Genomic DNA, 24579 nt, shown 5'->3' on the forward strand with positions numbered 1-24579 from the left:
TTCCTGCTACAGTTTATTACGCTTCGTCGCCGAACCAACAAATATTTCGCGCGGCCATGATCAGCTCACCGGCTTTCTCGTCGGTCAAGCCTTCGATATCAGCCAGCTCATCAATGCCCTGCTCGGCGAGATCTTCCAGCGTACAAACACCACGGGCAGCCAGAGCGAATGCCAGAGTGCGATCCATACCCTGCAGATTCAACAGATCATCAGCAGGTTTGCTGTCCCCCAGGCTTTCTTCTTTGGCCAGCGCCAGCGTGGTCAGCGCGTTTTTCGCACGCTCACGAAGTGCTTCAACGGTGGCTTCATCCAGACCGTCAATTTCCAGCAGCTCTTTCATTGGCACATAGGCCAGTTCTTCCAGCGTCGCGAAACCTTCCTCAACCAGCAGTGTGGCGAAATCTTCATCAATATCAAGATACTTAGTAAACGTATCGATAGCTGCATGGGCTTCAGCCTGATGCTTAGCCTGTAGATCGTCCACGGTCATGACGTTGAGTTCCCAGCCGCTCAGTTGCGAAGCCAGACGCACGTTCTGACCGTTACGACCAATCGCCTGCGCCAGGTTGCCCGCTTCTACCGCAATATCCATCGTGTGTTTGTCTTCATCCACTACGATAGACGCGACGTCAGCCGGCGCCATGGCGTTAATCACGAACTGCGCCGGGTTATCATCCCAAAGAACGATATCAATACGCTCGCCGCCCAGTTCAGTAGAGACGGCCTGCACGCGCGCGCCGCGCATACCGACGCATGCGCCAACCGGGTCAATGCGCTTGTCATTGGTTTTCACGGCGATTTTGGCACGGGAGCCGGGATCGCGAGCCGCCGCTTTAATTTCGATAACTTCTTCGCCAATTTCCGGTACTTCAATACGGAACAGTTCAACCAGCATTTCCGGTTTAGAGCGCGTCACGAACAGTTGAGCGCCACGCGCTTCCGGACGAACGGCATACAGTACACCACGAATGCGATCGCCAGGACGGAAGTTTTCACGCGGCAGCATATCTTCGCGCAGAATAACGGCTTCCGCATTGTTACCAAGATCCAGGGTAATGTTGTCGCGGTTCACTTTCTTCACCACGCCAGTGATAATTTCGCCTTCGTGCTCGCGGAATTGATCAACGACCATGGCGCGCTCGGCTTCACGTACTTTTTGTACGATAACCTGTTTCGCCGTCTGGGTCGTGATACGGTCAAAGGTGACAGATTCAATCTGGTCTTCAACGTAATCGCCAGGATTCATGCTTTCGTCTTCGAAGCGCGCAGCTTCCAGCGTGATTTCACGCGTCGGTTGAGTGACTTCTTCAACGACCAGCCAGCGACGGAAGGTGTCAAAATCACCGCTCTTACGATCGATCTCTACGCGAACGTCGATTTCTTGCTCGTATTTTTTCTTGGTAGCCGTTGCCAGCGCACTTTCCAACGCTTCGAAAATCTTCTCACGCGGCAGCGCCTTTTCGTTGGAAACGGCTTCAACAACAGCCAAAATTTCTTTGTTCATCGGGGCCTTTCACCTCAATCCAGACTGTTAAAAGTGGGGAACCAGGTTCGCCTTCTGGATGTTACTCAGCGCGAACACTTCATCTTTGTCTTCGACGGTTACCGTGATCATCTCACCGTCTACCGCTTTGATAATGCCCTGCCATTTGCGTCGATTTTGTACCGCCATACGCAGAACCAGCGACACTTCCTCACCGATAAAACGCGTATAGTGCTCTGCGGTAAACATAGGACGGTCAAGACCAGGCGAAGACACCTCCAGGTTATAAGCGACGGTAATCGGATCTTCGACATCCATGACAGCACTGACCTGGTGGCTCACATCAGCACAATCATCAACATTGATGCCATCTTCACTATCAATATAGATGCGCAGTGTGGATGTGCGACCGCGAATAAATTCGATGCCGACCAGCTCAAAGCCAAGCGCTTCAACTGGCGCAGTGAGCATCTCTGTCAATTTTTGCTCTAATGTGGACAAACCCACCCCCAAGACATAAAAAAAGGGCGTATAGCCCAGTTATTCTGCAGTCAGATAACAAAAAACCCCGATAAATCGGGGCTTTAGATAACTGAACCCTGAGATCGCAGTCGCGATCTGGAACACTTTCCAGAAGAATTCTTTCAAATTCGGCTACGAAGGACCCGGTCCTCACAGTATATTTGAAAAAGTACTTAATGGGAAAGTGGTTGCGGGGGCCGGATTTGAACCGACGACCTTCGGGTTATGAGCCCGACGAGCTACCAGGCTGCTCCACCCCGCGCCTGAAACAAACGTGGCGCATTCTACTCGTTTTGAGCAAAAAACGCAAATACTGCTGGGATTTGGTACCGAGAGACGGGACATAAAATCGTGGTGTATTGTATTGATACAGCATATATTTTGTCAACATGAATTTCACAGCGCAGGTTTCAGTCACGCGGGTATCTCAGGGGATTTTTAGCAAAAAGATCATCCTCCTCTTCCTGTTGCCAGCAAAAAATGATTAAATGAAAACTCACAATTAATGCATAAAAATGCAATAAAGATTGTTGAGTCGAACTCACCACAGTCTATCTAGCAGGGTTTTATTTTATGACGACGATTCTCAAACATCTCCCGGTTGGCCAACGTATTGGTATCGCTTTTTCTGGTGGACTGGATACCAGCGCCGCCCTGTTGTGGATGCGTAAAAAAGGCGCAGTTCCTTATGCATATACCGCTAATCTGGGCCAGCCGGACGAAGACGATTACGACGCCATTCCTCGTCGCGCCAAAGAGTATGGTGCCGAAGGGGCTCGTCTCATCGACTGCCGTAAGCAACTGGTTGCGGAAGGTATTGCCGCCATCCAATGCGGCGCGTTTCATAACACCACCGGCGGCTTGACTTACTTTAACACCACTCCGCTGGGCCGCGCCGTGACCGGTACCATGCTGGTCGCCGCCATGAAAGAAGATGGTGTCAATATCTGGGGTGATGGCAGTACCTATAAAGGTAACGATATTGAACGTTTCTATCGTTACGGCCTGCTGACTAACGCCGAACTGAAAATTTACAAACCCTGGCTGGATAGCGACTTTATTAACGAGTTAGGCGGCCGTCAGGAAATGTCCGAGTTTATGATTTCCTGCGGATTTGATTACAAAATGTCCGTAGAAAAAGCCTACTCCACCGATTCCAATATGCTCGGCGCGACCCATGAAGCAAAAGATCTGGAATTCCTGAACTCCAGCGTCAAGATTGTGAACCCGATCATGGGCGTCAAATTCTGGGATGAGAACGTCAAAATCCCTGCTGAGGAAGTCACCGTGCGTTTTGAACAGGGTCACCCGGTTGCGCTGAACGGACAAACCTTCAGCGACGACGTTGAGCTGATGATGGAAGCTAACCGCATCGGCGGTCGTCACGGTCTGGGGATGAGCGACCAGATTGAAAACCGTATTATCGAAGCGAAAAGCCGCGGTATTTATGAAGCCCCGGGGATGGCACTGCTGCATATCGCTTACGAACGTCTGCTGACCGGTATTCACAACGAAGATACTATCGAGCAATACCATGCGCATGGCCGCCAGCTTGGGCGTCTGTTGTATCAGGGCCGCTGGTTCGACTCCCAGGCATTAATGCTGCGTGACAGCCTGCAGCGCTGGGTCGCCAGCCAAATCACCGGTGAGGTCACGCTTGAACTGCGTCGCGGCAACGACTACTCCATCCTGAATACCGTCTCTGACAATCTGACCTACAAAGCAGAGCGTCTGACAATGGAGAAAGGTGATTCGATGTTCTCCGCGGAAGACCGTATCGGTCAACTGACCATGCGTAATCTGGATATTACCGATACCCGCGAGAAGCTGTTTGGCTACGCGCAGTCTGGCCTGTTGACCGCCTCTTCCGCCACGGGTTTACCTCAGGTGGAAAATCTGGAAAACAAAGACAAATAACGCTCCGAATAAATCGCAGGCCGCGTAAGCGACCGCGGATTGTGACCCTCGCGTAAAAACGTGAGGGTTTTCTTTTACGGCAAAAACAGATTGCATGAGCGATTTTGCCGATTACCACTCAACGCGATTACCTGACCTTCCTCTCCCCGCCTCAACGCAGATCAAACAAACATAAACATTTGAATTAAAAGTAATTTTTACACATAGTCATCACAGACAACATGTGCAGCCCATCGTTTATTGACGATGTGATCAATCTAAAGGAATTTAAATTTCATTAATATATATAATGAATTAAATATTTCAAAATCAATGCAAGATTTTGTCCTCGCTGTTCGTGGTTCCTGAGCATTAGATCGGTTAAATCTCACTAGAGAGTTTAAAATTAACAAACTGAATTTTAGGAAAAAAAATGAAAACAGCACTACATGGTGTCTCAGTATGGTACAGCAATGCCGTCACCCAGCTAAGCATTGCAAAAGAGAGCGGATTCGATGCGCTGGAGATCCTGCCGGAACATCTTTTTCGTTACCTCGATAATGGCGGGACATTCGAGGCATACCGACATTTGATGCAGCACTATGACATTGAAGTCAGTTGCATTAATGCCCTGAAACGCATCGGGCGGTATCAGCCCGGTGAACGGGAAGAGATGCTGAGGGAGGCCGAAAAAATTAGCCATGCCGCTCAGGAACTGAAATGCCCGGTAGTGCAGATTATGGCGCTGACCGAACTGGATCATCTCAGCGAGGATGAACGTAACGATATCCTGGTCAGGAACATTCGTGATATTGCGGATATTGGTAAACAATACGGTGTCAAATACCAGATTGAGATTGTTGCTTTCACTCGTTTCAATACGCTGCGCCAGGCGCTGGAGATTATTAAACGTGTTGGCCGCGACAATATTGGCCTGGTCATTGACTTCTGGCACCTGCATGCCGGCGGCGGTACGACCCCAGATGAAGTGGCCAACATGGACGTAAATCTTATTTATGGCGTTCATTTCTGCGACGGACGCGCCGCGAAGCCAGGTGAAGCCTGGGACGAGTGGGTGCAACGCGACTACCAGCCAGGCGAAGGCGATGTGGATATTGCCGCATGGATTAAGGCTGTTAAAGCTACCGGCTACAACGGCGTATGGGCGCCAGAGCAATTGAGTCCCACGCACTGGGAGGATGATTTATATCAGATTGGTAAAGATAATTACCAAAGCTTAATTGAATACACGGCATAAGGAAGAAGACCGCTAACAGACGAACCGTGTGTGAAACATATTACTGAATCGTCAGTCAGAGACTGTCATTTAAATTGAGTCATCGGCGTTGTCGTCCGTTTCATTGGCCAACGGCAATCGCATTATCGGTGGTTTAAACGAAAATCTGATTCAGTTTATTCGCTTACTGAGCTGATACGGGCTGAATGAAATATAAAGGATATAACTTTTTATGACTTTCAGCCTCTGAAAAGCCACTGACGAATAACGGACTCACCGCATGGGGGTTGGGCGCATCAAGGAAACCTGGCGAGAACGCAGGCGCGCATCCAGGACGGCGGCCAGAGGGCGGGTCGAGACAGGGACAAAATTGCCGGGAGCAATTTTGAACAGCGCTTGCGCTGGCCCTGGAAGGGCGAGTCCCAGGGATGGGACGAGTAGCGTCGAGTCCCAGGGATGGGACGAGTAGCGTCGAGTCCCAGGGATGGGACGAGTAGCGTCGAGTCCCGCCCGGTCCGCCAGATGAAGCCGGAGTGGAGCGGACCGCGCAGCGGCAGGTTTCCAGCGCAATGCCGGGGGTGCAGGGGGACGGGCGAAACGTCCTCCTGCCCGTTCACACGCTGTGGATATAACGAATATCCGCGTATTTATCGTGAACGGAACAGGCCACGGAATCTGAATGGGCGAAAATAAAAAATGCGCCATTTTCGCCAGAACCACCGATTAACGGAACCGCGCAGCCAGCCATAAACACGGCTGACCGCCCTCTGACTGACCAGCATTAGGATCATTGCCTGATTTTAAGCTATTCAATCCAGTATCAAAAACAGGTTAATTTTGAGACTGTTATTCCAGCGTATTCTTATAGATGACTCCATCCTTCACTATCAGCTTAAAAGCCTGTTCAGGTTGTGCAATCAGTTGAATATCGTTCAAAGGATCGCCATCAACAAGGAGCAGATCCGCCAGCGCACCCGCTTCTACCACTCCCAGTTTTCCCGGATACGGGTTGCGAGGGCCAGACATGGCACACAGTTCAGCATTGACGCTAGTGGCCATTTTCAAAATTTCCAGGGGGGTATACCAGCGGATAAGCTTAGCCAACTGTGCCCCCTGCCGCGTCGCCAGGCGAGCATCAAACAACGTGTCCGTGCCCCAGGCCGTTTTAATGTTATGCTTCTTCGCCAGTTGATAAGCCGTATCGGTGCCAGCCGACATCAACAATTGCTTGGCCCGCGAGGCGGGGGTAGCCATAGGAACGGCATCCGCATCATCAAGGAAAGGTTGCAGGCACCACCATAGCTTTTTCTCAGCCATGAGCCGCACAGTTTCCTCGTCAACCAGTTGCCCATGTTCGATACACTTCACGCCTCCTTCAATCGCCATCGTGACAGCACGCGCGGTATAGGCATGAACGGTAACATAGGTTCCCCAGTTTTCAGCTGCCGTTACCGCCGCCTGGATTTCGGGCACAGAGCCCTCGGTAACATCAATACCGTCATACATCGACGCCACGCCGCCGCCCGCCATAAATTTGACCTGCGATGCGCCACGCATCAGTTGTTCCCTGGCGCGTAACAACACCTGATCCGGACCATCTGCAATCGCGGTAATGCCGACGCGTTCGATATAACTTAAATTATCAGCAGGCGCGCGAGGAATGTCACTCAGCATACGAAAGTCGCCATGACCGCCAGTTTGCGAGATAAAAGCGCCCGATGGATAAATACGTGGACCGCTGGTGATTTGCTCATCAATGGCGCGTTTAAGGCCGAATACCGGGCCGCCCATATCACGTACTGTCGTAAAACCACGCAGCAATGTCGCCTGTGCCTCGGCAATTGCCAGCGCCTGTATATAATTAAAATCAGACGTCATGGCTGTCATCATCGACGGTCGCGCCATGATCGCGTGCCAATGGGCGTCAATCAACCCCGGCATCAGTACGCCGCCCTTCCCGTCGATAATCACGGCTTCGTCAGGAAAAGCCTGACCTTCCGCCTCAATCGCCTTAATGAGATGTCCTTCGACAATCACCTGCAGGCCATCACGCAGATGATCCGATATACCGTCAAAAATACGGACATTGGTAAATACTTTTACATGAGACGCATTCGCCGTTGCGGTGCCATGCGGTGAGTTCTTTCCAGGAAGCGCTGAAGCCACGGTTGCAGGCGTGATCGGCGGCGCTTTTGCCGCTTCCCGGGTTAACACCGTATTTATCCGAACAAAGGCGGGACTATGGCAGAGACAGGCTTCGGCATGCTCAGGGGGATTCTCACGGATTTGAATTTTATGCTGCATAGAATAAGACTCCATACTTTGCCGGGACATAAACTGTATACCCGGAAAAATTTATGAACTTTATAATTTTTATATTAAATACATTCAGCCCAAAGATATCTTTATGCCCTAAATAATTCGGGTCGCTGGACGAAACGGCTACTCGCTTTTCACTGCGCTTGCGCCGACTCCGAAGAAGTGAGGCCAAAGGCCAAATCACATGGCAAGAGAGTAAATCCCAGGAGTATCAATAGCGAGGTGACTGGGGTGAACACAAATCTGTCAGTCACCGATTTAAACACCGTAAGGCGGCAGCCCGCCGGGGGCGTCCTATGGATGAATCGAACACGCCACGGCCAACGTCCCCGTCACTTGACGTATGAAGAAAACAGATAATCTTACACAACGTATTTAAATCGCGGATAAATACATTTAAAAAATATACACCAGCCCTGTCGAAAATAATATTGAAAGTATCGTAGCAATTAACCCAGGAATAACAAATGGATGATCGATAATCCGATGCCCTATGCGAGTACATCCCGTGTCATCCATAGCGACGGCAGCCAATAACGTTGGATAATTTGGTAGAATAAAAAGCGAGGCAGTAGCCGGAAAACAAGCAATTAATGTAGTTGGCGCAATGCCTATGCTTAATGCCATCGGAAATAAAATTTTCGTTGATGCCGCCTGAGAATAAAGAAAGCAGGATACCAACATAATAATTATTGCCAGTGTCAGCGGCGAGTCTGACAGATACTCGAACACCATATTTTGCAACCAAACTTTATTGCTATCCATAAATGTAGATCCTAACCAGGCAACGCCCAGTATACAGATACAGGAAGTCATTCCCGTTTTAAATACCGTCGTCGAAGGAATATTATGGACATTCACACGACAAAATAAGACAATTAAAAGTGCGACCGCCATCATAACGGAAATACGTACCTGCCCGCTGTTGAGTACAGGATGTTGTATAAAACCAATTCTTGGGCTACTCATGATGGCGTACAAAAGCACTGCAATCAGACCAATAATAAAGAACAGTACGGAACGTTTCGCCTCTGGCGGGACAGTAATTTTATTATCTGTCGATTGAGAATATACTGCAGTGAGGGGTAACTTGTCTGTTTGCCGGGCACGATCCCAGAACAAATAAAATACAGATGTACACATCAATGCCAGAAATGTTGAGGGTATCGTCACTGAAATAAGCTCCAGATACCCCCAGCCTTGGTTATTTTTCTCCAGTATTCCTGAGAAAAAAATGACTGCTGCGGAGATTGGCGAGGCGACAATCCCCAAAAGAGAAGCGGCTACCGAAATAGCCAGGGCTCTTGTTGGGCGAAGTTGATTATCTTTAGCCACACCCACAATCACCGGCATGCATGCAAATGAAACCTGGCCGGTACTCGCCATCATTGTCAACAACCACGTGGACAAAGGTGCAGTAATGACAAGCAAACGAGGATAACTACGTAACATCCTTTCGGTTAACCTGACCAGATAGTCTATGCCTCCGGCCTCCTGCATGGCAGAAATGGCGATAATGACCACCATGATAAAAACAATGACCAGCATCGGTAGATCGCCCGGTGTTGCGCCCATCATGCACAATACGATGACACCGGCACCACCGGAAAATCCCACCCCAATTCCGCCTACCCGCATGCCAAGGAAAATAAATAACAGAACGACGCAAAATTGCAGCAATATCATGTGTGTATCCTCCACTGGTGGGATGTTTCCTTTTGCTGTAGCCGGGTTATATCAGGAACCTCCCGATATTGCCGCGACGGAGGTCGCTATGTTCTCGCTATCCTCGCTTATTACCGGATTCATCAAACAACCTATCTGCGATATTTCGACCTCAACCATATCGCCAGGCCACAGGTAAAGTGGTGGATGTCGTTTTTTCCCAACCCCGCCAGGAGAACCAGTCAGAATGACATCACCGGGAGAAAGTGCACTGAATGTACTGATATAAGAGATTAATTTAGCAATTTTATGGATCATGTTATAAGTATTATCACGCTGAACTTCCCGACCATTAAGGCGTGTAACAATTTCCAGGTTTTGCGGATCGGATATTTCATCAGTCGTAACCAGCCACGGTCCAAATCCCCCCGTTGAAGGCCAGTTTTTCCCGGCGGTAAACCAGGTGTGCTGCCAGTCCCTGACGGAGCCATCCATATAACAACTGTATCCGGCAATATACTGAAGCGCCTGTTCCTCCGGAATATGTGAGCCGTAACGGCCTATCACCAACGCCAGCTCTCCTTCATAGTCGAACTCGTTACTATCCGAAGGTTTAACTAAACCGCACAAATGCCCTGTTTGCGTATCGGCAAAACGAATAAACAGCGTAGGATCCGGATCCTGCTCGTTAAATTCAACTCTTTTTTCCTGATAATTCATACCAGCACAAATAATTTTATTAGGCCGGGTTATAACAGGTAAAAAGGTGACCTGATTAATCTGATAGTCCGCCTTCTTACCCAATAAAATATTATTTTTTAGCTTATTAACATTGGGAAGAAAAGCGCGAAGATCGGGACACTCCGGGAAGAATGACTGTAGATCTATTATCCCATCGGGTGCGACCAGGCCATATTTTTCATTTCCGTCAACAGAAAAACTCAGTAGTTTCATTATTCACCTTCAATCTTCAGTCAGAAATATCACTCCTGAACTGTTGAGACAAAGAGTCTTGTGACTCCTGATTTGTACACGTGGATACGCGCGTTTATGGCGAAAGTTCTTCCAGAATTGCCCCACGGGTTTCAATACCAAAACTCATCGTAATGAGTCCGCCAATCAGTGCCATCGCGGCAAACAAAAAGAAGACATATTCAACCCCTGCGCCTGCGACAATCAACCCAACCAGCAGCGTTCCCAGAGACGATCCCGCTCTCAGCCAGGCGCTACCAAAACCCGTTCCTATCGCCCGTAGTCGTGTCGGGTAAAGTTCAGCAGAATAGAGATAAAGGGAGAAGGTGACGGTTTGCATCACGGCATAAGCGATACTGGCAAAAATAAGCACCATCACCGCACTGGATGCCCCACTTTCCCCCAGAATCAGTAACGCCAGGGATGACAGAATAAAAGCGGTTCCGTACCAGCGTTTTCTGCCCGTTTTGTCAATAAGCAGCGCACAGGCCAGGGATGCGGCGACCCCCGCAGCGGATGTTATCCAGCCATATGCAAGGCTGAGTGGGACTGAAAGATGGAATGCGCTACGATAAAGCGTCGGCAGCCAGGTTATCATGCCGTTATTGACCATATAAGCGCTTATCCATAGCCCCCAGAGCATCAGCGTACGCTTGAGATAAATACCTGAAAACAGTTCACGCCATCCATTTGCCGTCTGGGGAGGGGCCTTAAACGTCTTCACTACGGGCTCTTCAAGGCTACCGCCCCGGCGGATAACCTCATTTTCCAGACTGGAGACGATACGGTTCGCATCTTCCAGGCGTCCTTTGCTAATCAACCAGCGGGGAGATTCCGGCATCAACCAGCGCAGAGGGGCGGCAATCATTGGCGGGATAAGCCCCACCCAGAACATCGCTTTCCAGCCATACTCCGGAACCAGAAAATAACCAATAATACCGGCGAACATCAGTCCCACCGGGAAAATGACTTCGTATAACAGAAAGAAACGACCGCGTTTACGGGAACCAATAAACTCGTTGATATAAGCGCTGGCAACGGGAACCTCCGCACCAATACCGATGCCCTGTAAAAAGCGGATGAGCAATAACGACCATCCATTCCAGGCAAACAGACACGCTGCGCTCATGGTGACAAATATGATTATGGTTATTTTCAGGACCGTCAGACGTCCCTTTTTCTCTGCCAGTGAACCGAAGAATACCGCACCAAAAAGTTGGCCGACATAACTCGCCGCGATAATAAGCCCGACAAACAGCGGCGTCAGGCTCCATTCACTGATTAGTTCTGGCATAGCAAAAGCAATAGCCAGAACGGTGTAGGAATCAAAAAAAGTGGAAATACCTGTTACCAGGCGGATAAATATTAATTTTCGGGTAACAGGAATACGTTCTATACGTGCAACCAGTTCAGCTGAGTTTGTTGTTATACTGGTTGCAGCGTTACTGGCATTCAGAACTAATGTAGTCATGGTATACCATTCCTGAATGGACGGGAGCGGCAGGAGCATTGCTCTCCCGGTTATACAGTAATATTGTCTGAAAATTATTTATTGTTTGTCTGCGGAACCTGGCAATCAAAAATAACACTGCCACCTTAATCGGAAAATAGTGACAGTCACAGGCAAGTGATATTTGAGAACAGAATAACTATCTTAAGAAAGCAGCATCTATCCGCGATGCAGAGATGCTGCCCTTCTTAATAAGTCTTGTTATTTAGTTACGCGGCCCAGTTCAGCAGCACGAATAGCTGCATGAATTTCTTCTTCTGCACCGTGTTCAAGCGGTAACAGAGGAGAACGTACTGTCGCATGTTCCAGAATACCACGGGCAACCAACGCGTGTTTCAGAGCCACGGTACCTTCCATATGGGAACCACGGTGGTAAACGCTTTTGGTTACAGGCATCAGGCGGTCATGTACTTCGCGAGCTTTTTTGTAATCCCCGGCTTTACCCGCATTAATCATTTCAAGCAGTTCTACCGGCGCAATGTTGCCATAACCGACCAGGAAACCGTCTACGTCAAATGCAGTGTGCAACAGGTATTCATCGTGGCAGCTCAGGATCTGCAGGTCAGGACGTTCACGACGGATAACAGGAATCTCAGTGTCCCAACGGCGCATATTACGCACACCATTCTTCATCGCGAAGACACCTGGCTGTGCTGAAATATCCAGCATGGTTTTCAGGTTGTAGGTGGCTTTGGTGACATCCGGATACTGGAACAGGATAAGCGGCAGGCCACTTTCTTCATAGACCACACGATAACGGTCCTGCGGGGCACCGTCCTGATAGCCGAAGCGTAACCAGCCGTGGGACGGATAGAGCAGACCAGCGGAAGCGCCCGCGGCAACGGCCCGTTTGGCTTCAAGGGCTGCAACCTCAGTGCCTTCACCGGTGATACCAGCAATAATAGGCAGTTTGCCGTCTACCGATTTTACAAAAGCGCGGATAACTGCAGCCTGTTCGTCCTGCGTGAGGAAGGTACCTTCACCGGCATGGCCAAGCACAACCAGACCTTTAACACCGTCAATACTGCCCAGCCAGCTTCCCAGACGCTGAATCGCGTCAAAATCAATGCTGCCATCACGGTTAAATGGGGTAACCGGTGCCGGGGTCAAACCTCTCAGGTCGATATTAATCATGACTGTCTCCTTGGTGGACAATAGTCGCTTTCAGCGATGGGTTTTGAAATGATATGAAATCGTTTCTGCAATCGTTTTCACGTGATTAAATTTGGACCTGGCTGGTGAGCAAGTCAACAGGGGTATAATGAGAAATGAAATTGAGGTCACAAAAACAAAGGGGTTATGCCGTATTTATGAGACATATATCGCAAATTACTCGCCGTCATGTCGACCGGGACACCAGTACGGCGAGCAAGGATTAGCGAGGAGAAGACGTGGACTTACGAGGAATGAGGGTTGGACTAACAGTTCGAATCAGGCGGTTTTCATCTGCATTAAGAAGCATGTCAACGGCGTTTGCAGCAATATGTTCAAGCGGCGTACGGACCGACGTCAGGGCGACCGGTAGCCGACTGACCAGTGGAATATCGTTGTATCCTACGAGGGACAAATCCTGCCCGATGACCATTCCCCGGTGGTGCGCTGCAGCCACAATCCCGATAGCCAATTCATCATTGACAGCAAAAATAGCCGTTGGCGGCGTAGAGGAGTTCAATATCTTCATACCGGCCTCCTCTCCGGAACGAATATCAAAGTCTGATGAAGAGCACCAGGAAGGATTAATTTCTAACCCGGCTTCGCTCATTGCCCGTTCAAACCCTTTTCTTCGGTTAAGAGCATTCGATGCAAAATCAGGCCCACCGACCAGACCAATATTTTTGTGCCCCAAATCAATAAGATGACGTGTTGCAAGATACCCCCCCAGTTCATCGTCACTGACTGAAGACAAACTGATTCCGTCAGTTCTTAATACCAGGACGTGCGGTACATCTCTTTTACGCAATTCCCTGGGAAGCGGATCATCAAGCCGGCACGTGGACATAATTAACCCATCCACTCTTCTGTCAAGTAGTGACTCAACTGACTTGCGTTCTTCCAGAGGATCGTCTCCACATGTTGCGACGATCGCAAAATATCCTCGGCGCGCGGCCGCTCTGGCGATTTCCTCAAACAGCATGGCGGTTACCGCATCGGTCAGACGTGGCACAAGCACCCCGAGGGTACCGGTTCCCCCCCGGCGAAGACTGGATGCGACATAGTCGCGTCGATATCCAAGCTCTCGTGCTACCTGACGAACTTTCTCTGCGGATGCGCTTTTTGAGGGAGGGAGCCTTTCATCCAGAATGCGGGAAACCGTCGACACACTCACTCCGGCCGCATTCGCTACGTCACGCATGGTTATCAGTCTTTTTTCCATCTGATCATTTTCTGTATTTTCCTGACCCATGTCTGACTCCGGATATTAAAAATTGATAAAAGTTTCGTTCGCCACAGCTCAAGGGGCACATGGCATCATAGCGGAATGGTACGGTAAATTTCCGTATCCCAAAAGAAAAGGGTTTGTTTTATGTCATCTTACCTGTCTTTAACAGCATGCTTGTCATTACTGGCCTCAGAAGAAAACATTTAATTAACATTTTTATATTCACTGTCAGACTTTCTGATTAGTGTCACATTTTTCCATTTGATTATGCTTGTTATGTGAGCAGGTTAACAATTGTACACCAGCCAGAATTGACTGCACCTGGAATTATGCCAACCATTATCGCGAAGTGAAAACGATTGCAGAAACGTTATCACATTATTTTGTTGAAGCCGATTTGTACCCAGTACCGCAAGTGATCGCCTGCCAGTCTGCTGGTCCGCGGTCAGTAATCTTGCATGTATACCCAAAAACTCAATCAACAGGGTGTCAATATGTCAACTCAGGTTATTACTTCTGGTAATGTCATGACCAGTAACACCGGGATGAAGTCGTCGGAGTTACTGGCAAGGCTCGAAAGGTTGCCCATCACACGTCGACTTCTTGCTATCCGTGTGGTGGTGGGATTGTCTACGTTCTTTGATGCATACACCATCATTGCTATTGCCTTTGCGCTCCCTCAACTCACTCAGGAATGGGGACTCACGCCAACATTCGTTGGTCTCATCATTGCGGCCAGTTATGTGGGTCAACTTTGTGGCGCCTTATTCTTCGGTTCACTGGCGGAAAAGATAGGCCGTATTGGTGTATTACGTATCACTATTATTATGTTTGTCGTCATGGATGCAGCTTGCTTATTTGCATGGAACGGGTGGTCTATTCTTGTCATTCGTTTCCTGCAGGGGCTGGGAATCGGGGCGGAGGTCCCTGTCGCCAGCGCTTATATCAACGAATTTGTTGGTGCAAAAAAACGCGGCCGCTTTTTCTTGTTGTACGAAGTTATCTTCCCAATAGGAATGATGTTTGCTGGTCTCATAGGGTTTTTCCTTGTCCCGATTTATGGCTGGAAGGTGATGTTTTTAATCGGGTTGGTTCCGTCTGCACTGACGGTCCCTCTGCGCTGGTTAATGCCGGAATCGCCCCGCTGGCTGGAATCTAAAGGTCGCCGACAGGAGGCGGAGAAAGTCGTCGCCAAATTTGAAGCTGAAGCTATTCGTCGTGGTATGGAATTGCCTGAGCCAATAATTAAGCCTGTTATTGTGCAACAAACATCAACTAGCGGAGTAAAAGAACTCTTCTCAGGTATGTATAAATCCCGGACATTTATGCTGTGGGGACTTTGGTTGACCGTTTATACCGTGAATAACGGGATGATCACCTGGTTTCCGACAATGTATAAAACCTGGTTTCACCTGCCTCTGGGGACGAGCCTGGCATATGGATGGATTACGTCCTCCTGCGGGGTTGTTGCTTCCATAATTTGTGCTCTTCTGATTGATAAAGTAGGCCGCAAACGTTGGTATTCCTGGGCATTTTTACTGGCTATCGTGCCGCTCATCACGTTGTGCACATTGGGCGCCAAATCTGCGACTGAAGTCTTGATTTTCGGCAGTATGACATACGCTATCCTGCAAACAATTGCATTTTCTCTGTATCTCTACTCAGCGGAACTCTACCCAACCCGACTGCGTGCGATAGGAACAGCATTCTCCAGCGCCTGGCTACGAGCCGGTTCTTCTATCGGACCATTGCTCGTTGGTTTCATTGTCTCTGGATTTGGTGTTCGCTTTGTCTTTATTGTGTTTGCCGTTATCGCCCTGATTGGCGGGCTCATAACACTTCTTTTTGCCATTGAGACAAAAGGGAAATCACTGGAGGAACTGTCGCCTTAGTTAAAACAGGTCTGTCAAACAGACCTTATTTTTAATAATTAAAAGTTTATTTCCAGGCCCTCTCCATAATTTATATTCAGGTTTTTCATAAACCAGCTCATAAATTAATTCTGGAGAGGATGATTTTGTCCAATCTATAAGCACCCTGAAATTCTCAGGCCGGGACAATAAAATGAAATATACAAGGCAAGGTTTGTGTTATTTACTGATGACGGCATGTGTGTCTATCCCTTTACACGCTGCCGAACAACCATTTTCAGCTAACGGGAAATATATGTCAGGCGACTGGGGAGGGCTCAGAAGCGATCTCAAGAAAAAAGGGTACAACTTTACATTAGAATACGGTTCAATAGTCGCGACTAATGTCGCCGGTGGCTATAACAGAAATAAGACAGCCCGCTATAGCGATCAATATACTATTGGCTTCGATTTAGATCTGGAAAAGATCGCCGGTATTACCGATGGTGAATTTAAAGCATCGGTAGTCGATCGTAATGGACGCGATTTGACGAAAGACAGGATTCAGGATCCCCGAGCTCCCATTATTGGTTCAACCGTTAACAGTAACTACGGACGGGGACAAACATGGCATGCTGCCCAATTTTGGTATCGCCAGTCATGGCTGGATAAAATGTTTGATCTCAAAATCGGGCTGATGCCAGTCGGTGAAGATTTTGACAATATTGGTTGTAACTTCCAGAACCTGGCGTTGTGTGGTTCCCTTGCAGGACATGGCGCCGGAGTCTGGTATAACACCCCGATTGGGCAATGGGGAACTCGCATTCGTTATAATATAACACCACAGGTTTATTTTCAGGTTGGTGCATTTATGTATAACCCCAATTATGCGACGCGCAGTGGCAGTTTCAAGTTAGATAATACGGGGCGTACAGGGAATATGTATCTGGCTGAAATGGGGGGCACGCCGACTTTTGGCCAGAATAAACTCCCGGGAAGCTGGAAAATAGGCGCATGGTATAATACCGCAGATGCTAAAGATGTACTCAATGACAGCGATGGTAACGCCTATGTTCTGAGTAAACACACCGCTGAGGTTCACGACGGCCGTTATGGTGGATGGATCTATTTACAGCAACAGATTACTGCCGCAGCAGATAATCCAAAACGTGGATTAGCGCTATTCGGGCATCTGGCTATGAACGACCGCGACACCGCGACAATGGATTACCAAACCCAGATTGGTGCCATTTATAAAGGCCCCTTTGCCAGCCGTGCCCAGGATTCTATAGGACTGGGGTTCAGTAAAATGCATGTAAACAGTAAAGTTGCCGAGCGAGCCCGGTTATCAAATCAGCTTAAAGGTATCGACGATTATGATAATCCATCGTGGACTCCTGTTCGCGGTTCGGAATATGTTGCAGAATTGAATTATAACTATGTTGTAACTCCATGGCTTAAACTTCGCCCCAATGTCCAGCTATTGATTCATCCGGGTGGAGTCAGTGAAATAAAAAATGCGTGGGTTTTCGGTAGTCAGATTAGTATTAGCCTGTAATTAAATATTCAAACTGAAAAGTTATTATGACTCTTCACAAAAGCAGCAACCATCACAGAGCTATTTAAGATCATCTGCACATCACTGCGCGATGTTTCCATCCGGGGACGGTCTGTGTAACGCCTTATTGACCGTCCCTTCACTCAACGGCTTTAATCAGTAAATCAGCCTCTGGTTGTGAGAGCGGCTAAACAGCACTTATCTCAAATAGCGAAAAGATATTCTTCAAGCCTATTCAGAATACGTTCGCGGTGCAACGCTGCATATTTCTTTCTTCCCGCGAGCCTGTCTCTGACGGCTGCTTCAAATGCTTTCTCTGCATCTCGCTCCTGGGATTTTACCATCTCGTTATGCTCTTTTAGCCCTTTGCAGAAATCAGCTTTTGTTCGCTTAGGTTCATCACAGCATTCTGGGGAGAGTGTAAATCGGGGAGCAAGGCGCAGTTACGTGAATTTCAGATACAAAAATGGACGTCTGTTGACGTCCATTGTTTAAATATTGGTACCGAGGACGGGACTTGAACCCGTAAGCCCAATCGGGCACTACCACCTCAAGGTAGCGTGTCTACCAATTCCACCACCTCGGCACGGATACGACTTATTAGTGCGGGATATCGCTGCTCGGCTGCGCCGGCGCTGTCGGCTGAGTTTGCTCGGTTTTCGGCGCGCTCAGGTTATCCCACTCACTTCCTTTATTGGTTTTATTGCTGTTGATATTGCCCAGCGCCAGACTGATGATGAAGAACAGCGCAGCCAGGATACCTGTCATACGGGTCATAAAATTACCCGAACCACTGGAACCAAATAATGTGCCAGAAGCGCCTGCTCCGAAGGAGGCTCCCATATCAGCGCCTTTACCTTGCTGCAGCATAATCAGACCAACAAGGCCTATCGCCACAATAAGGAAAACAACTAAAAGAGCTTCGTACATAATCAACCTGTTCCTTGCGGATTCGCCGCATGCCAAGTGCTTCAACCAATAAAGCGGGACGTTTTAACGTTTCCCACTGAAGCGGGTGTGAATACTAACCAAAGCGAATGACCTTCGCAAGGGCAATTTCAGTCCATTGTATCAAGTGCGGAAAAAAACAGCAAAAATCGATTATTTGTCGATTAAAAAGGCGACAAGCATCGCCTTTTTAATCACTTAGCGGGATGAATTAAACGCTTTTCACGGCATCGGCGATGCGATGGGCGAATTCATGGACCTGTTCTTCATGCTCGCCTTCCACCATAACGCGAATCAGCGGCTCAGTTCCTGATTTACGCAGTAACACTCGCCCCCGATTCCCCAACGCAGTTTCAACTTCCGCCGTGACGGCCTTCACATGTTCATGTTCCAGCGGATCGCCGCTTCCCTCGGTAAAGCGAACGTTGACCAGAATCTGCGGAAACATTTTCATCCCACTGCATAAATCCTGCAGGTTCATATGATTCCGCGCCATCGCGGCCACCACCTGCAGGCTGGCGACAATCCCATCGCCAGTGGTGGTTTTGTCCAGTAAGATCACATGACCGGAATTTTCTGCGCCGATCCGCCAGCCTTTCTCCTGGAGCTTCTCCAGAACATAACGGTCACCAACTTTGGCACGGACAAAAGGAATACCCAATTGTTTGAGCGCCAGCTCCAGACCCATGTTGCTCATCAGTGTGCCAACGGCCCCACCGCGCAACTGTCCCTGGCGTAGCCCCTCACGGGCAATAATATAGAGGATCTGGTCGCCATCAACTTTGTTGCCCTCATGGTCAACCATAATAACCCGATCGCCATCGCCGTCGTAGGCGATCCCCAGGTCAGCTTTTTCCGCCAGTACCCGGGCCTGCAGAGCACGAACGTCGGTCGCACCAACTTCTTCATTAATGTTGAGACCATCGGGCTCGCAGCCCATCGTAATAACCTGCGCCCCCAGTTCGCGGAAAACGCTTGGCGCAATATGATAAGTTGCCCCATGAGCACAATCGACCACGACTTTCAGCGCATTGAGGCTCAGTTCATTCGGGAAAGTGCCTTTGCAAAACTCAATATAGCGACCTGCCGCATCCACAATGCGGCTGGCTTTACCCAGTTCCGCGGAATCAACGCAGGTAAGCGCTTTTTCCATTTCGGCTTCAATGGCCTCTTCAACTTCATCCGGCAATTTAGTGCCTTCAATAGAGAAGAATTTAATGCCATTGTCATAAAAGGGATTATGGGAAGCAGAAATCACAATTCCGGCTTCAGCGCGGAACGTACGAGTCAGATAAGCGATTGCCGGAGTCGGCATTGGCCCGGTAAAAGAGGCTGATAACCCCGCGGCAGCAAGACCGGCCTCAAGCGCGGACTCCAGCATATAGCCAGAAATACGCGTATCTTTACCAATAATAATTTTACGCGACCCATGGCGCGCCAGGACCTTACCAGCCGCCCAACCCAGCTTCAATACAAATTCTGGCGTAATGGGCGCATCACCCACCCGACCACGAATACCATCAGTCCCAAAATATTTGCGGTTACTCATAACGTTTATTTTCCTTAGCGGCCAGAGTCGCTTCCACCACGCGCAGCGCTTCTACCGTTTCTTTAACATCATGGACGCGAATAATCTGCGCGCCCTGCATTGCAGCAATGACTGCGCAAGCCAGGCTGCCATTCAGACGCTCCGTCGGCCCGACGTTAAGCAACTGACCCACCATCGACTTGCGCGACATACCGACCAGCAACGGAAGACCGAAATGGTGAAATTTGCCAAGCTGTGCAAGCAATTCATAATTATGGGAAAGATTTTTACCGAAACCGAACCCCGGGTCGAGCAACAATTTCTCTTTTGCGATGCCTGCCCGTTCGCATCGCGCAATATGGTCGACAAAAAACCTCTCGACATCCGCAACCACATCGGTATACCTCGGTGCCTCCTGCATCGTTTTCGGCTGCCCTTGCATATGCATCAGGCATACAGGTAAGTCGGTTTCAGCCGCGGCTTCCAGCGCGCCCGGCTCAGTAAGCGAACGGATATCATTGATAATATGCGCTCCGACCCGCGCTGATTCGCGGATGACCTCTGGTTTTGAGGTATCTACGGAAATCCACACTTCAAAACGCTGCGCAATCGCTTCTACCGTCGGGATCACCCGCGCCAGTTCCTCCTCAACGCTAACATCCTCTGCCCCCGGGCGCGTCGATTCCCCGCCGATATCGATGATAGTCGCCCCGGCATTGATCATCAGGTTGGCATGTTTAACGGCGTCTACCAGCGTATTGTGAGCCCCGCCGTCAGAAAACGAATCCGGCGTAACGTTAAGAATACCCATCACATGTGGGTGAGAGAGATCGAGGGTTGAGCCCTGGGCTACGAGTTTCATCACTAAATCCCTGAGTCAGAGAAAGATTGAAAAAGAAAAACCCCGGAGCAAGCGCCCTGGGGTTTTAGAAAAATACAACAGCATCAACAACGGCTAACTTATTTGTCGCCCAGTTGTTCTGACATAGTATTACCCGGGTTTGGCGTACGCGGTTCATCGACCGGACGCGGCGCACTCGGCGTACCATTATTGCCAGAATTATTGGTCGAGCCCGGTTCTTCCCAGCCAGCAGGCGGGCGAACGTCGCGTCGTGCCATCAGGTCATCAATCTGCGGCGCATCAATGGTCTCATACTTCATGAGCGCATCTTTCATCGCGTGCAGGATGTCCATGTTGTCGTTCAGCAACTGACGCGCACGATTGTAGTTACGCTCAATCAGGGATTTTACTTCCTGGTCGATAATACGCGCCGTTTCATCAGACATATGCTTCGCTTTCGCGACGCTGCGGCCCAGGAACACTTCCCCCTCTTCCTCTGCATACAGCAGCGGACCGAGTTTGTCGGAGAAGCCCCACTGAGTGACCATGTTACGCGCCAGGTTAGTCGCGACTTTAATGTCGTTCGACGCACCGGTAGAAACATGCTCTACGCCGTAAATGATCTCTTCCGCCAGACGACCGCCGTACAGCGTGGAGATCTGGCTTTCCAGTTTCTGACGGCTGGCGCTGATTGCGTCGCCTTCAGGCAAGAAGAAGGTCACACCCAATGCCCGACCACGCGGAATAATCGTTACTTTGTGTACCGGATCGTGTTCCGGTACCAGGCGGCCAATAATCGCATGGCCTGCTTCGTGGTAAGCGGTAGATTCTTTCTGCGCTTCGGTCATCACCATGGAGCGACGTTCCGCACCCATCATGATTTTGTCTTTCGCCTTCTCGAACTCGACCATCGAAACGACACGCTTGTTGCCACGGGCGGCAAACAGCGCCGCTTCGTTCACCAGGTTCGCCAGGTCGGCGCCTGAAAAGCCTGGCGTACCGCGCGCAATAATTGCCGCATCAATATCCGGCGCCAGCGGTACGCGACGCATATGCACTTTCAGAATCTGCTCGCGACCGCGAACATCCGGCAGCCCAACCACGACCTGACGGTCGAAACGGCCAGGACGCAGCAGCGCCGGGTCAAGTACGTCCGGACGGTTAGTCGCCGCGATAACGATGATACCTTCGTTACCTTCGAAGCCGTCCATTTCAACCAGCATCTGGTTCAGCGTCTGTTCGCGTTCATCATGACCGCCGCCGAGACCCGCGCCACGCTGACGGCCGACAGCATCAATTTCATCGATGAAGATAATGCACGGCGCCGCTTTCTTGGCCTGCTCGAACATGTCACGCACACGAGATGCGCCCACACCGACGAACATTTCCACGAAGTCAGAACCGGAAATGGTAAAGAACGGGACTTTCGCTTCGCCTGCGATAGCTTTCGCCAGCAGGGTTTTACCGGTACCCGGAGGACCGACCATCAGGACGCCTTTCGGTATTTTTCCGCCCAGCTTCTGGAAACGGCTCGGTTCGCGCAGGTATTCAACCAGCTCCCCCACTTCTTCTTTCGCTTCATCGCAACCCGCGACATCAGCAAAAGTGGTTTTAATCTGATCTTCCGTCAGCATGCGCGCTTTGCTCTTACCGAACGACATGGCGCCTTTGCCACCGCCGCCCTGCATCTGGCGCATAAAGAAGATCCAGACCCCGATTAGCAACAGCATCGGGAACCAGGAAATGAAGATAGAAGCCAGCAGGCTCGGTTCTTCCGGCGGCTCGCCAACCACTTTGACGTTTTTCGTCAACAGGTTATCAAGCAGCTTCGGATCATTAACCGGAATGTAAGTCGTGTAACGGTTACTATCTTTCTTGGTAACGTTGATCTCACGTCCGTTGATACGCGCTTCGCGAACCTGGTCCTGATTGACCTCTTGCAGGAAGGTTGAATAATCTACCTTTCGGCCATTAGACTCGCTGGGCCCAAAGCTCTGGAATACTGACATCAGCACAACGGCTATGACCAGCCAGAGTATTAGGTTTTTCGCCATGTCACTCAAGGGATTAACCTCTTATTACAACTGTGTTAAAAACAGCGTCAGGATACTCTATATCCAGCGTCTTTCAAACTTTCGTCTGAAATCTACCGGTTATGGTTTACGCCCGGTCGCTACAATATACACTTCACGCGAACGGGCGCGGGAAGAGTCCGGCTTACGAACTTTGACCTTCGTAAACAGGGAGCGAATCTCTCTTAGATACTCATCGAAACCTTCGCCCTGGAACACCTTCACTACAAAACTACCACCTGGCGCTAATACATCACGAGCCATTTCAAGCGCCAGTTCCACCAGATACATGGCCCGGGGAATATCCACCGCCGGTGTTCCACACATATTTGGCGCCATATCGGACATGACCACTTGTACTTTACTGTCACCGACACGTTCAAGTAACGCTTTCAGGACTAATTCATCACGAAAATCGCCCTGAAGAAAGTCCACTCCAACGATTGGATCCATAGGTAAAAGATCGCAAGCAATAATGCGACCGCTGTTACCGATTTGAGTCACCGCGTATTGCGACCACCCCCCCGGTGCAGCGCCGAGGTCAACAATCGTCATCCCCGGTTTAAAAATTTTGTCACTTTGCTGTATTTCATCAAGTTTAAACCAGGCTCGGGAACGTAGCCCCTTTTTCTGCGCCTGTTGAACATATTTATCGCTAAAGTGTTCCTGAAGCCAGCGACTCGAGCTGGCAGAACGCTTTTTACCTGTCATTTAACATTCCCATTTCGGGTTCATCATACTTTGCGGTGTAAAAATCGGCGCAGTAGTTTGGCGATATATGGGAGATGGCGGTAGAATGACCCGTTTTCAATCCCAACGTAAGCAAAAAATACGATGAATCTGAGTACTAAACAAAAACAGCACCTGAAAGGTCTGGCTCATCCGCTCAAGCCGGTAGTTATGCTTGGCAACAATGGTTTGACCGAAGGGGTACTGGCCGAGATTGAACAAGCGTTAGAGCACCATGAACTTATCAAGGTGAAGATCGCCTCGGAAGATCGCGAAACTAAAATCTTGATCGTGGATGCTATCGTGCGTGAAACCGGTGCCTGTAATGTACAGGTCATCGGTAAAACGCTGGTTCTGTATCGCCCGACTAAAGAGCGTAAAATCCCGCTGCCACGCTAAGAATATCCTGGTTATCAACACAATGCTGTGTAAATCGAGGGTTTTCTGCGGGTAGACGAGCAAAATGCCATGCTCCGGACGTTGATAAAAGGCCGCTAAGCGGCCTTTTTCCTTTCTTTACAATCCATCAACATCGTAGCGTTGAATTCGGATTACAGGTATTCAACCTTAATAATTTCGAATTCTACGTCGCCGCCAGGCGTACGGATGACGACGACATCATCCTGCTCTTTACCGATCAAACCACGTGCTATCGGCGAATTCACAGAAATCAGATTTTGCTTAAAATCGGCCTCATCATCACCAACGATACGATAGGTTTGCTCTTCCTCGGTATCGAGATTCAACACGCTCACCGTCGCCCCAAAAATGACTCGCCCGTTGTTTGGCATTTTGGTGATATCAATGACCTGAGCATTCGACAGCTTCGCTTCAATATCCTTAATGCGCCCCTCGCAGAAGCCTTGCTGTTCACGAGCGGCATGATACTCGGCATTCTCTTTCAGGTCGCCGTGTTCGCGTGCTTCAGCAATAGCGGCAATAATTTCAGGACGACGCACGGACTTGAGGAAATCCAGTTCTTCGCGCAGTTTTTCAGCGCCACGTAAGGTCATCGGAATAGCTTGCATTTTTATACCTCTTTATCATTCAGCCACAGAGCAAACTTCAC

General features: G+C 49.5%; 19 protein-coding genes and 2 tRNA genes. 5 read left to right on the forward strand and 16 right to left on the reverse strand.

The features are described from left to right. Nucleotides 1–16 precede the first annotated feature (16 nt). The 3 genes from nusA to FN037_RS16680 all read right to left on the reverse strand — a co-directional run bounded on the left by nusA (nucleotide 17) and on the right by FN037_RS16680 (nucleotide 2267). Nucleotides 17–1504 carry a transcription termination factor NusA gene (gene nusA, locus FN037_RS16670; protein WP_138362405.1) on the reverse strand — a complete coding sequence of 496 codons (1488 nt, stop codon included), beginning with the start codon at nucleotides 1502–1504 and terminating at the stop codon, nucleotides 17–19. Between the two features lie 27 nt (nucleotides 1505–1531). Next, nucleotides 1532–1984: a ribosome maturation factor RimP gene (rimP, locus tag FN037_RS16675; protein WP_138362404.1), complete on the reverse strand. Its 453-nt coding sequence runs from the start codon at nucleotides 1982–1984 to the stop codon at nucleotides 1532–1534. A gap of 206 nt (nucleotides 1985–2190) precedes the next feature. Then, nucleotides 2191–2267: transfer RNA gene (locus FN037_RS16680), tRNA-Met, on the reverse strand. 311 nt (nucleotides 2268–2578) lie between these two features. Here FN037_RS16680 and argG point away from each other — a divergent pair. Next, nucleotides 2579–3922: an argininosuccinate synthase gene (argG, locus tag FN037_RS16685; protein ID WP_138362403.1), complete on the forward strand. Its 1344-nt coding sequence runs from the start codon at nucleotides 2579–2581 to the stop codon at nucleotides 3920–3922. 412 nt (nucleotides 3923–4334) lie between these two features. Next, nucleotides 4335–5159: a sugar phosphate isomerase/epimerase family protein gene (locus FN037_RS16690; protein WP_138362402.1), complete on the forward strand. Its 825-nt coding sequence runs from the start codon at nucleotides 4335–4337 to the stop codon at nucleotides 5157–5159. Between the two features lie 825 nt (nucleotides 5160–5984). Here FN037_RS16690 and FN037_RS16700 read toward each other — a convergent pair. The 6 genes from FN037_RS16700 to FN037_RS16725 all read right to left on the reverse strand — a co-directional run bounded on the left by FN037_RS16700 (nucleotide 5985) and on the right by FN037_RS16725 (nucleotide 14008). Then, nucleotides 5985–7442 (reverse strand): amidohydrolase family protein, encoded by a 1458-nt coding sequence (locus FN037_RS16700; protein WP_142502745.1) that lies wholly within the window; start codon nucleotides 7440–7442, stop codon nucleotides 5985–5987. A gap of 411 nt (nucleotides 7443–7853) precedes the next feature. Further along, nucleotides 7854–9143, reverse strand: coding sequence for an anaerobic C4-dicarboxylate transporter family protein (locus FN037_RS16705; RefSeq protein WP_138362949.1), 1290 nt, complete (start codon nucleotides 9141–9143; stop codon nucleotides 7854–7856). 51 nt (nucleotides 9144–9194) lie between these two features. Then, a complete protein-coding gene (locus tag FN037_RS16710) occupies nucleotides 9195–10076 on the reverse strand; it encodes a fumarylacetoacetate hydrolase family protein (protein WP_138362948.1) in 882 nt (293 codons plus the stop codon). Between the two features lie 94 nt (nucleotides 10077–10170). Then, nucleotides 10171–11565: an MFS transporter gene (locus tag FN037_RS16715; RefSeq protein ID WP_138362947.1), complete on the reverse strand. Its 1395-nt coding sequence runs from the start codon at nucleotides 11563–11565 to the stop codon at nucleotides 10171–10173. Between the two features lie 240 nt (nucleotides 11566–11805). Next, entirely contained in the window at nucleotides 11806–12738 is a 933-nt protein-coding gene (locus tag FN037_RS16720) for a dihydrodipicolinate synthase family protein (RefSeq protein ID WP_206665981.1), read from the reverse strand. 241 nt (nucleotides 12739–12979) lie between these two features. Then, entirely contained in the window at nucleotides 12980–14008 is a 1029-nt protein-coding gene (locus FN037_RS16725; protein WP_138362946.1) for a LacI family DNA-binding transcriptional regulator, read from the reverse strand. Nucleotides 14009–14478: 470 nt separating this feature from the next. Between FN037_RS16725 and FN037_RS16730 the strand changes: the two genes are divergently transcribed. Beyond that, the gene (locus tag FN037_RS16730) at nucleotides 14479–15876 is read left to right on the forward strand and encodes an MFS transporter (protein WP_138362955.1); all 1398 of its coding nucleotides are present in this window, start codon (nucleotides 14479–14481) and stop codon (nucleotides 15874–15876) included. Nucleotides 15877–16084: 208 nt separating this feature from the next. After that, complete coding sequence (locus FN037_RS16735) at nucleotides 16085–17392, forward strand: carbohydrate porin (protein ID WP_138362954.1); 1308 nt, start codon at nucleotides 16085–16087, stop codon at nucleotides 17390–17392. Between the two features lie 499 nt (nucleotides 17393–17891). Here FN037_RS16735 and FN037_RS16740 read toward each other — a convergent pair. The 6 genes from FN037_RS16740 to rlmE all read right to left on the reverse strand — a co-directional run bounded on the left by FN037_RS16740 (nucleotide 17892) and on the right by rlmE (nucleotide 23492). Then, a tRNA-Leu gene (locus tag FN037_RS16740) sits at nucleotides 17892–17978 on the reverse strand. A 14-nt stretch (nucleotides 17979–17992) separates the two neighbouring features. Continuing rightward, on the reverse strand, nucleotides 17993–18322 hold the full coding sequence (gene secG, locus FN037_RS16745; RefSeq protein ID WP_004106103.1) for a preprotein translocase subunit SecG: 330 nt from the start codon (nucleotides 18320–18322) through the stop codon (nucleotides 17993–17995). A gap of 229 nt (nucleotides 18323–18551) precedes the next feature. Then, nucleotides 18552–19889 (reverse strand): phosphoglucosamine mutase, encoded by a 1338-nt coding sequence (gene glmM, locus FN037_RS16750; protein WP_138362945.1) that lies wholly within the window; start codon nucleotides 19887–19889, stop codon nucleotides 18552–18554. Further along, nucleotides 19882–20730 carry a dihydropteroate synthase gene (gene folP / locus FN037_RS16755; RefSeq protein WP_138362944.1) on the reverse strand — a complete coding sequence of 283 codons (849 nt, stop codon included), beginning with the start codon at nucleotides 20728–20730 and terminating at the stop codon, nucleotides 19882–19884. The genes glmM and folP overlap by 8 nt, the downstream gene beginning before the upstream one ends. A 98-nt stretch (nucleotides 20731–20828) precedes the next feature. Beyond that, nucleotides 20829–22763 carry an ATP-dependent zinc metalloprotease FtsH gene (gene ftsH, locus FN037_RS16760; RefSeq protein WP_138362943.1) on the reverse strand — a complete coding sequence of 645 codons (1935 nt, stop codon included), beginning with the start codon at nucleotides 22761–22763 and terminating at the stop codon, nucleotides 20829–20831. Nucleotides 22764–22862: 99 nt separating this feature from the next. After that, nucleotides 22863–23492: a 23S rRNA (uridine(2552)-2'-O)-methyltransferase RlmE gene (gene rlmE, locus FN037_RS16765; RefSeq protein WP_138362942.1), complete on the reverse strand. Its 630-nt coding sequence runs from the start codon at nucleotides 23490–23492 to the stop codon at nucleotides 22863–22865. A 123-nt stretch (nucleotides 23493–23615) separates the two neighbouring features. Between rlmE and yhbY the strand changes: the two genes are divergently transcribed. Beyond that, nucleotides 23616–23909 (forward strand): ribosome assembly RNA-binding protein YhbY, encoded by a 294-nt coding sequence (gene yhbY, locus FN037_RS16770; protein ID WP_138362941.1) that lies wholly within the window; start codon nucleotides 23616–23618, stop codon nucleotides 23907–23909. 152 nt (nucleotides 23910–24061) lie between these two features. On the opposite strand, the gene greA is transcribed toward yhbY, so the two are convergent. Beyond that, nucleotides 24062–24538: a transcription elongation factor GreA gene (gene greA, locus FN037_RS16775; RefSeq protein WP_138362940.1), complete on the reverse strand. Its 477-nt coding sequence runs from the start codon at nucleotides 24536–24538 to the stop codon at nucleotides 24062–24064. Nucleotides 24539–24579 lie beyond the last annotated feature (41 nt).

Origin of the sequence: Klebsiella sp. 2680, from assembly GCF_900198535.1 — a bacterium.
GTDB classification, from domain to species: domain Bacteria; phylum Pseudomonadota; class Gammaproteobacteria; order Enterobacterales; family Enterobacteriaceae; genus Klebsiella; species Klebsiella indica.

Coding starts and splice junctions, on each gene's coding strand:
- nusA (WP_138362405.1), bottom strand. CDS start 1,504: ATGAACAAAGAAATTTTGGCTGTTGTTGAAGCCGTTTCCAACGAAAAG.
- argG (WP_138362403.1), top strand. CDS start 2,579: ATGACGACGATTCTCAAACATCTCCCGGTTGGCCAACGTATTGGTATC.
- FN037_RS16690 (WP_138362402.1), top strand. CDS start 4,335: ATGAAAACAGCACTACATGGTGTCTCAGTATGGTACAGCAATGCCGTC.
- FN037_RS16700 (WP_142502745.1), bottom strand. CDS start 7,442: ATGCAGCATAAAATTCAAATCCGTGAGAATCCCCCTGAGCATGCCGAA.
- FN037_RS16705 (WP_138362949.1), bottom strand. CDS start 9,143: ATGATATTGCTGCAATTTTGCGTCGTTCTGTTATTTATTTTCCTTGGC.
- FN037_RS16710 (WP_138362948.1), bottom strand. CDS start 10,076: ATGAAACTACTGAGTTTTTCTGTTGACGGAAATGAAAAATATGGCCTG.
- FN037_RS16715 (WP_138362947.1), bottom strand. CDS start 11,565: ATGACTACATTAGTTCTGAATGCCAGTAACGCTGCAACCAGTATAACA.
- FN037_RS16720 (WP_206665981.1), bottom strand. CDS start 12,738: ATGATTAATATCGACCTGAGAGGTTTGACCCCGGCACCGGTTACCCCA.
- FN037_RS16725 (WP_138362946.1), bottom strand. CDS start 14,008: ATGGGTCAGGAAAATACAGAAAATGATCAGATGGAAAAAAGACTGATA.
- FN037_RS16730 (WP_138362955.1), top strand. CDS start 14,479: ATGTCAACTCAGGTTATTACTTCTGGTAATGTCATGACCAGTAACACC.
- FN037_RS16735 (WP_138362954.1), top strand. CDS start 16,085: ATGACGGCATGTGTGTCTATCCCTTTACACGCTGCCGAACAACCATTT.
- secG (WP_004106103.1), bottom strand. CDS start 18,322: ATGTACGAAGCTCTTTTAGTTGTTTTCCTTATTGTGGCGATAGGCCTT.
- glmM (WP_138362945.1), bottom strand. CDS start 19,889: ATGAGTAACCGCAAATATTTTGGGACTGATGGTATTCGTGGTCGGGTG.
- folP (WP_138362944.1), bottom strand. CDS start 20,730: ATGAAACTCGTAGCCCAGGGCTCAACCCTCGATCTCTCTCACCCACAT.
- ftsH (WP_138362943.1), bottom strand. CDS start 22,763: ATGGCGAAAAACCTAATACTCTGGCTGGTCATAGCCGTTGTGCTGATG.
- rlmE (WP_138362942.1), bottom strand. CDS start 23,492: ATGACAGGTAAAAAGCGTTCTGCCAGCTCGAGTCGCTGGCTTCAGGAA.
- yhbY (WP_138362941.1), top strand. CDS start 23,616: ATGAATCTGAGTACTAAACAAAAACAGCACCTGAAAGGTCTGGCTCAT.
- greA (WP_138362940.1), bottom strand. CDS start 24,538: ATGCAAGCTATTCCGATGACCTTACGTGGCGCTGAAAAACTGCGCGAA.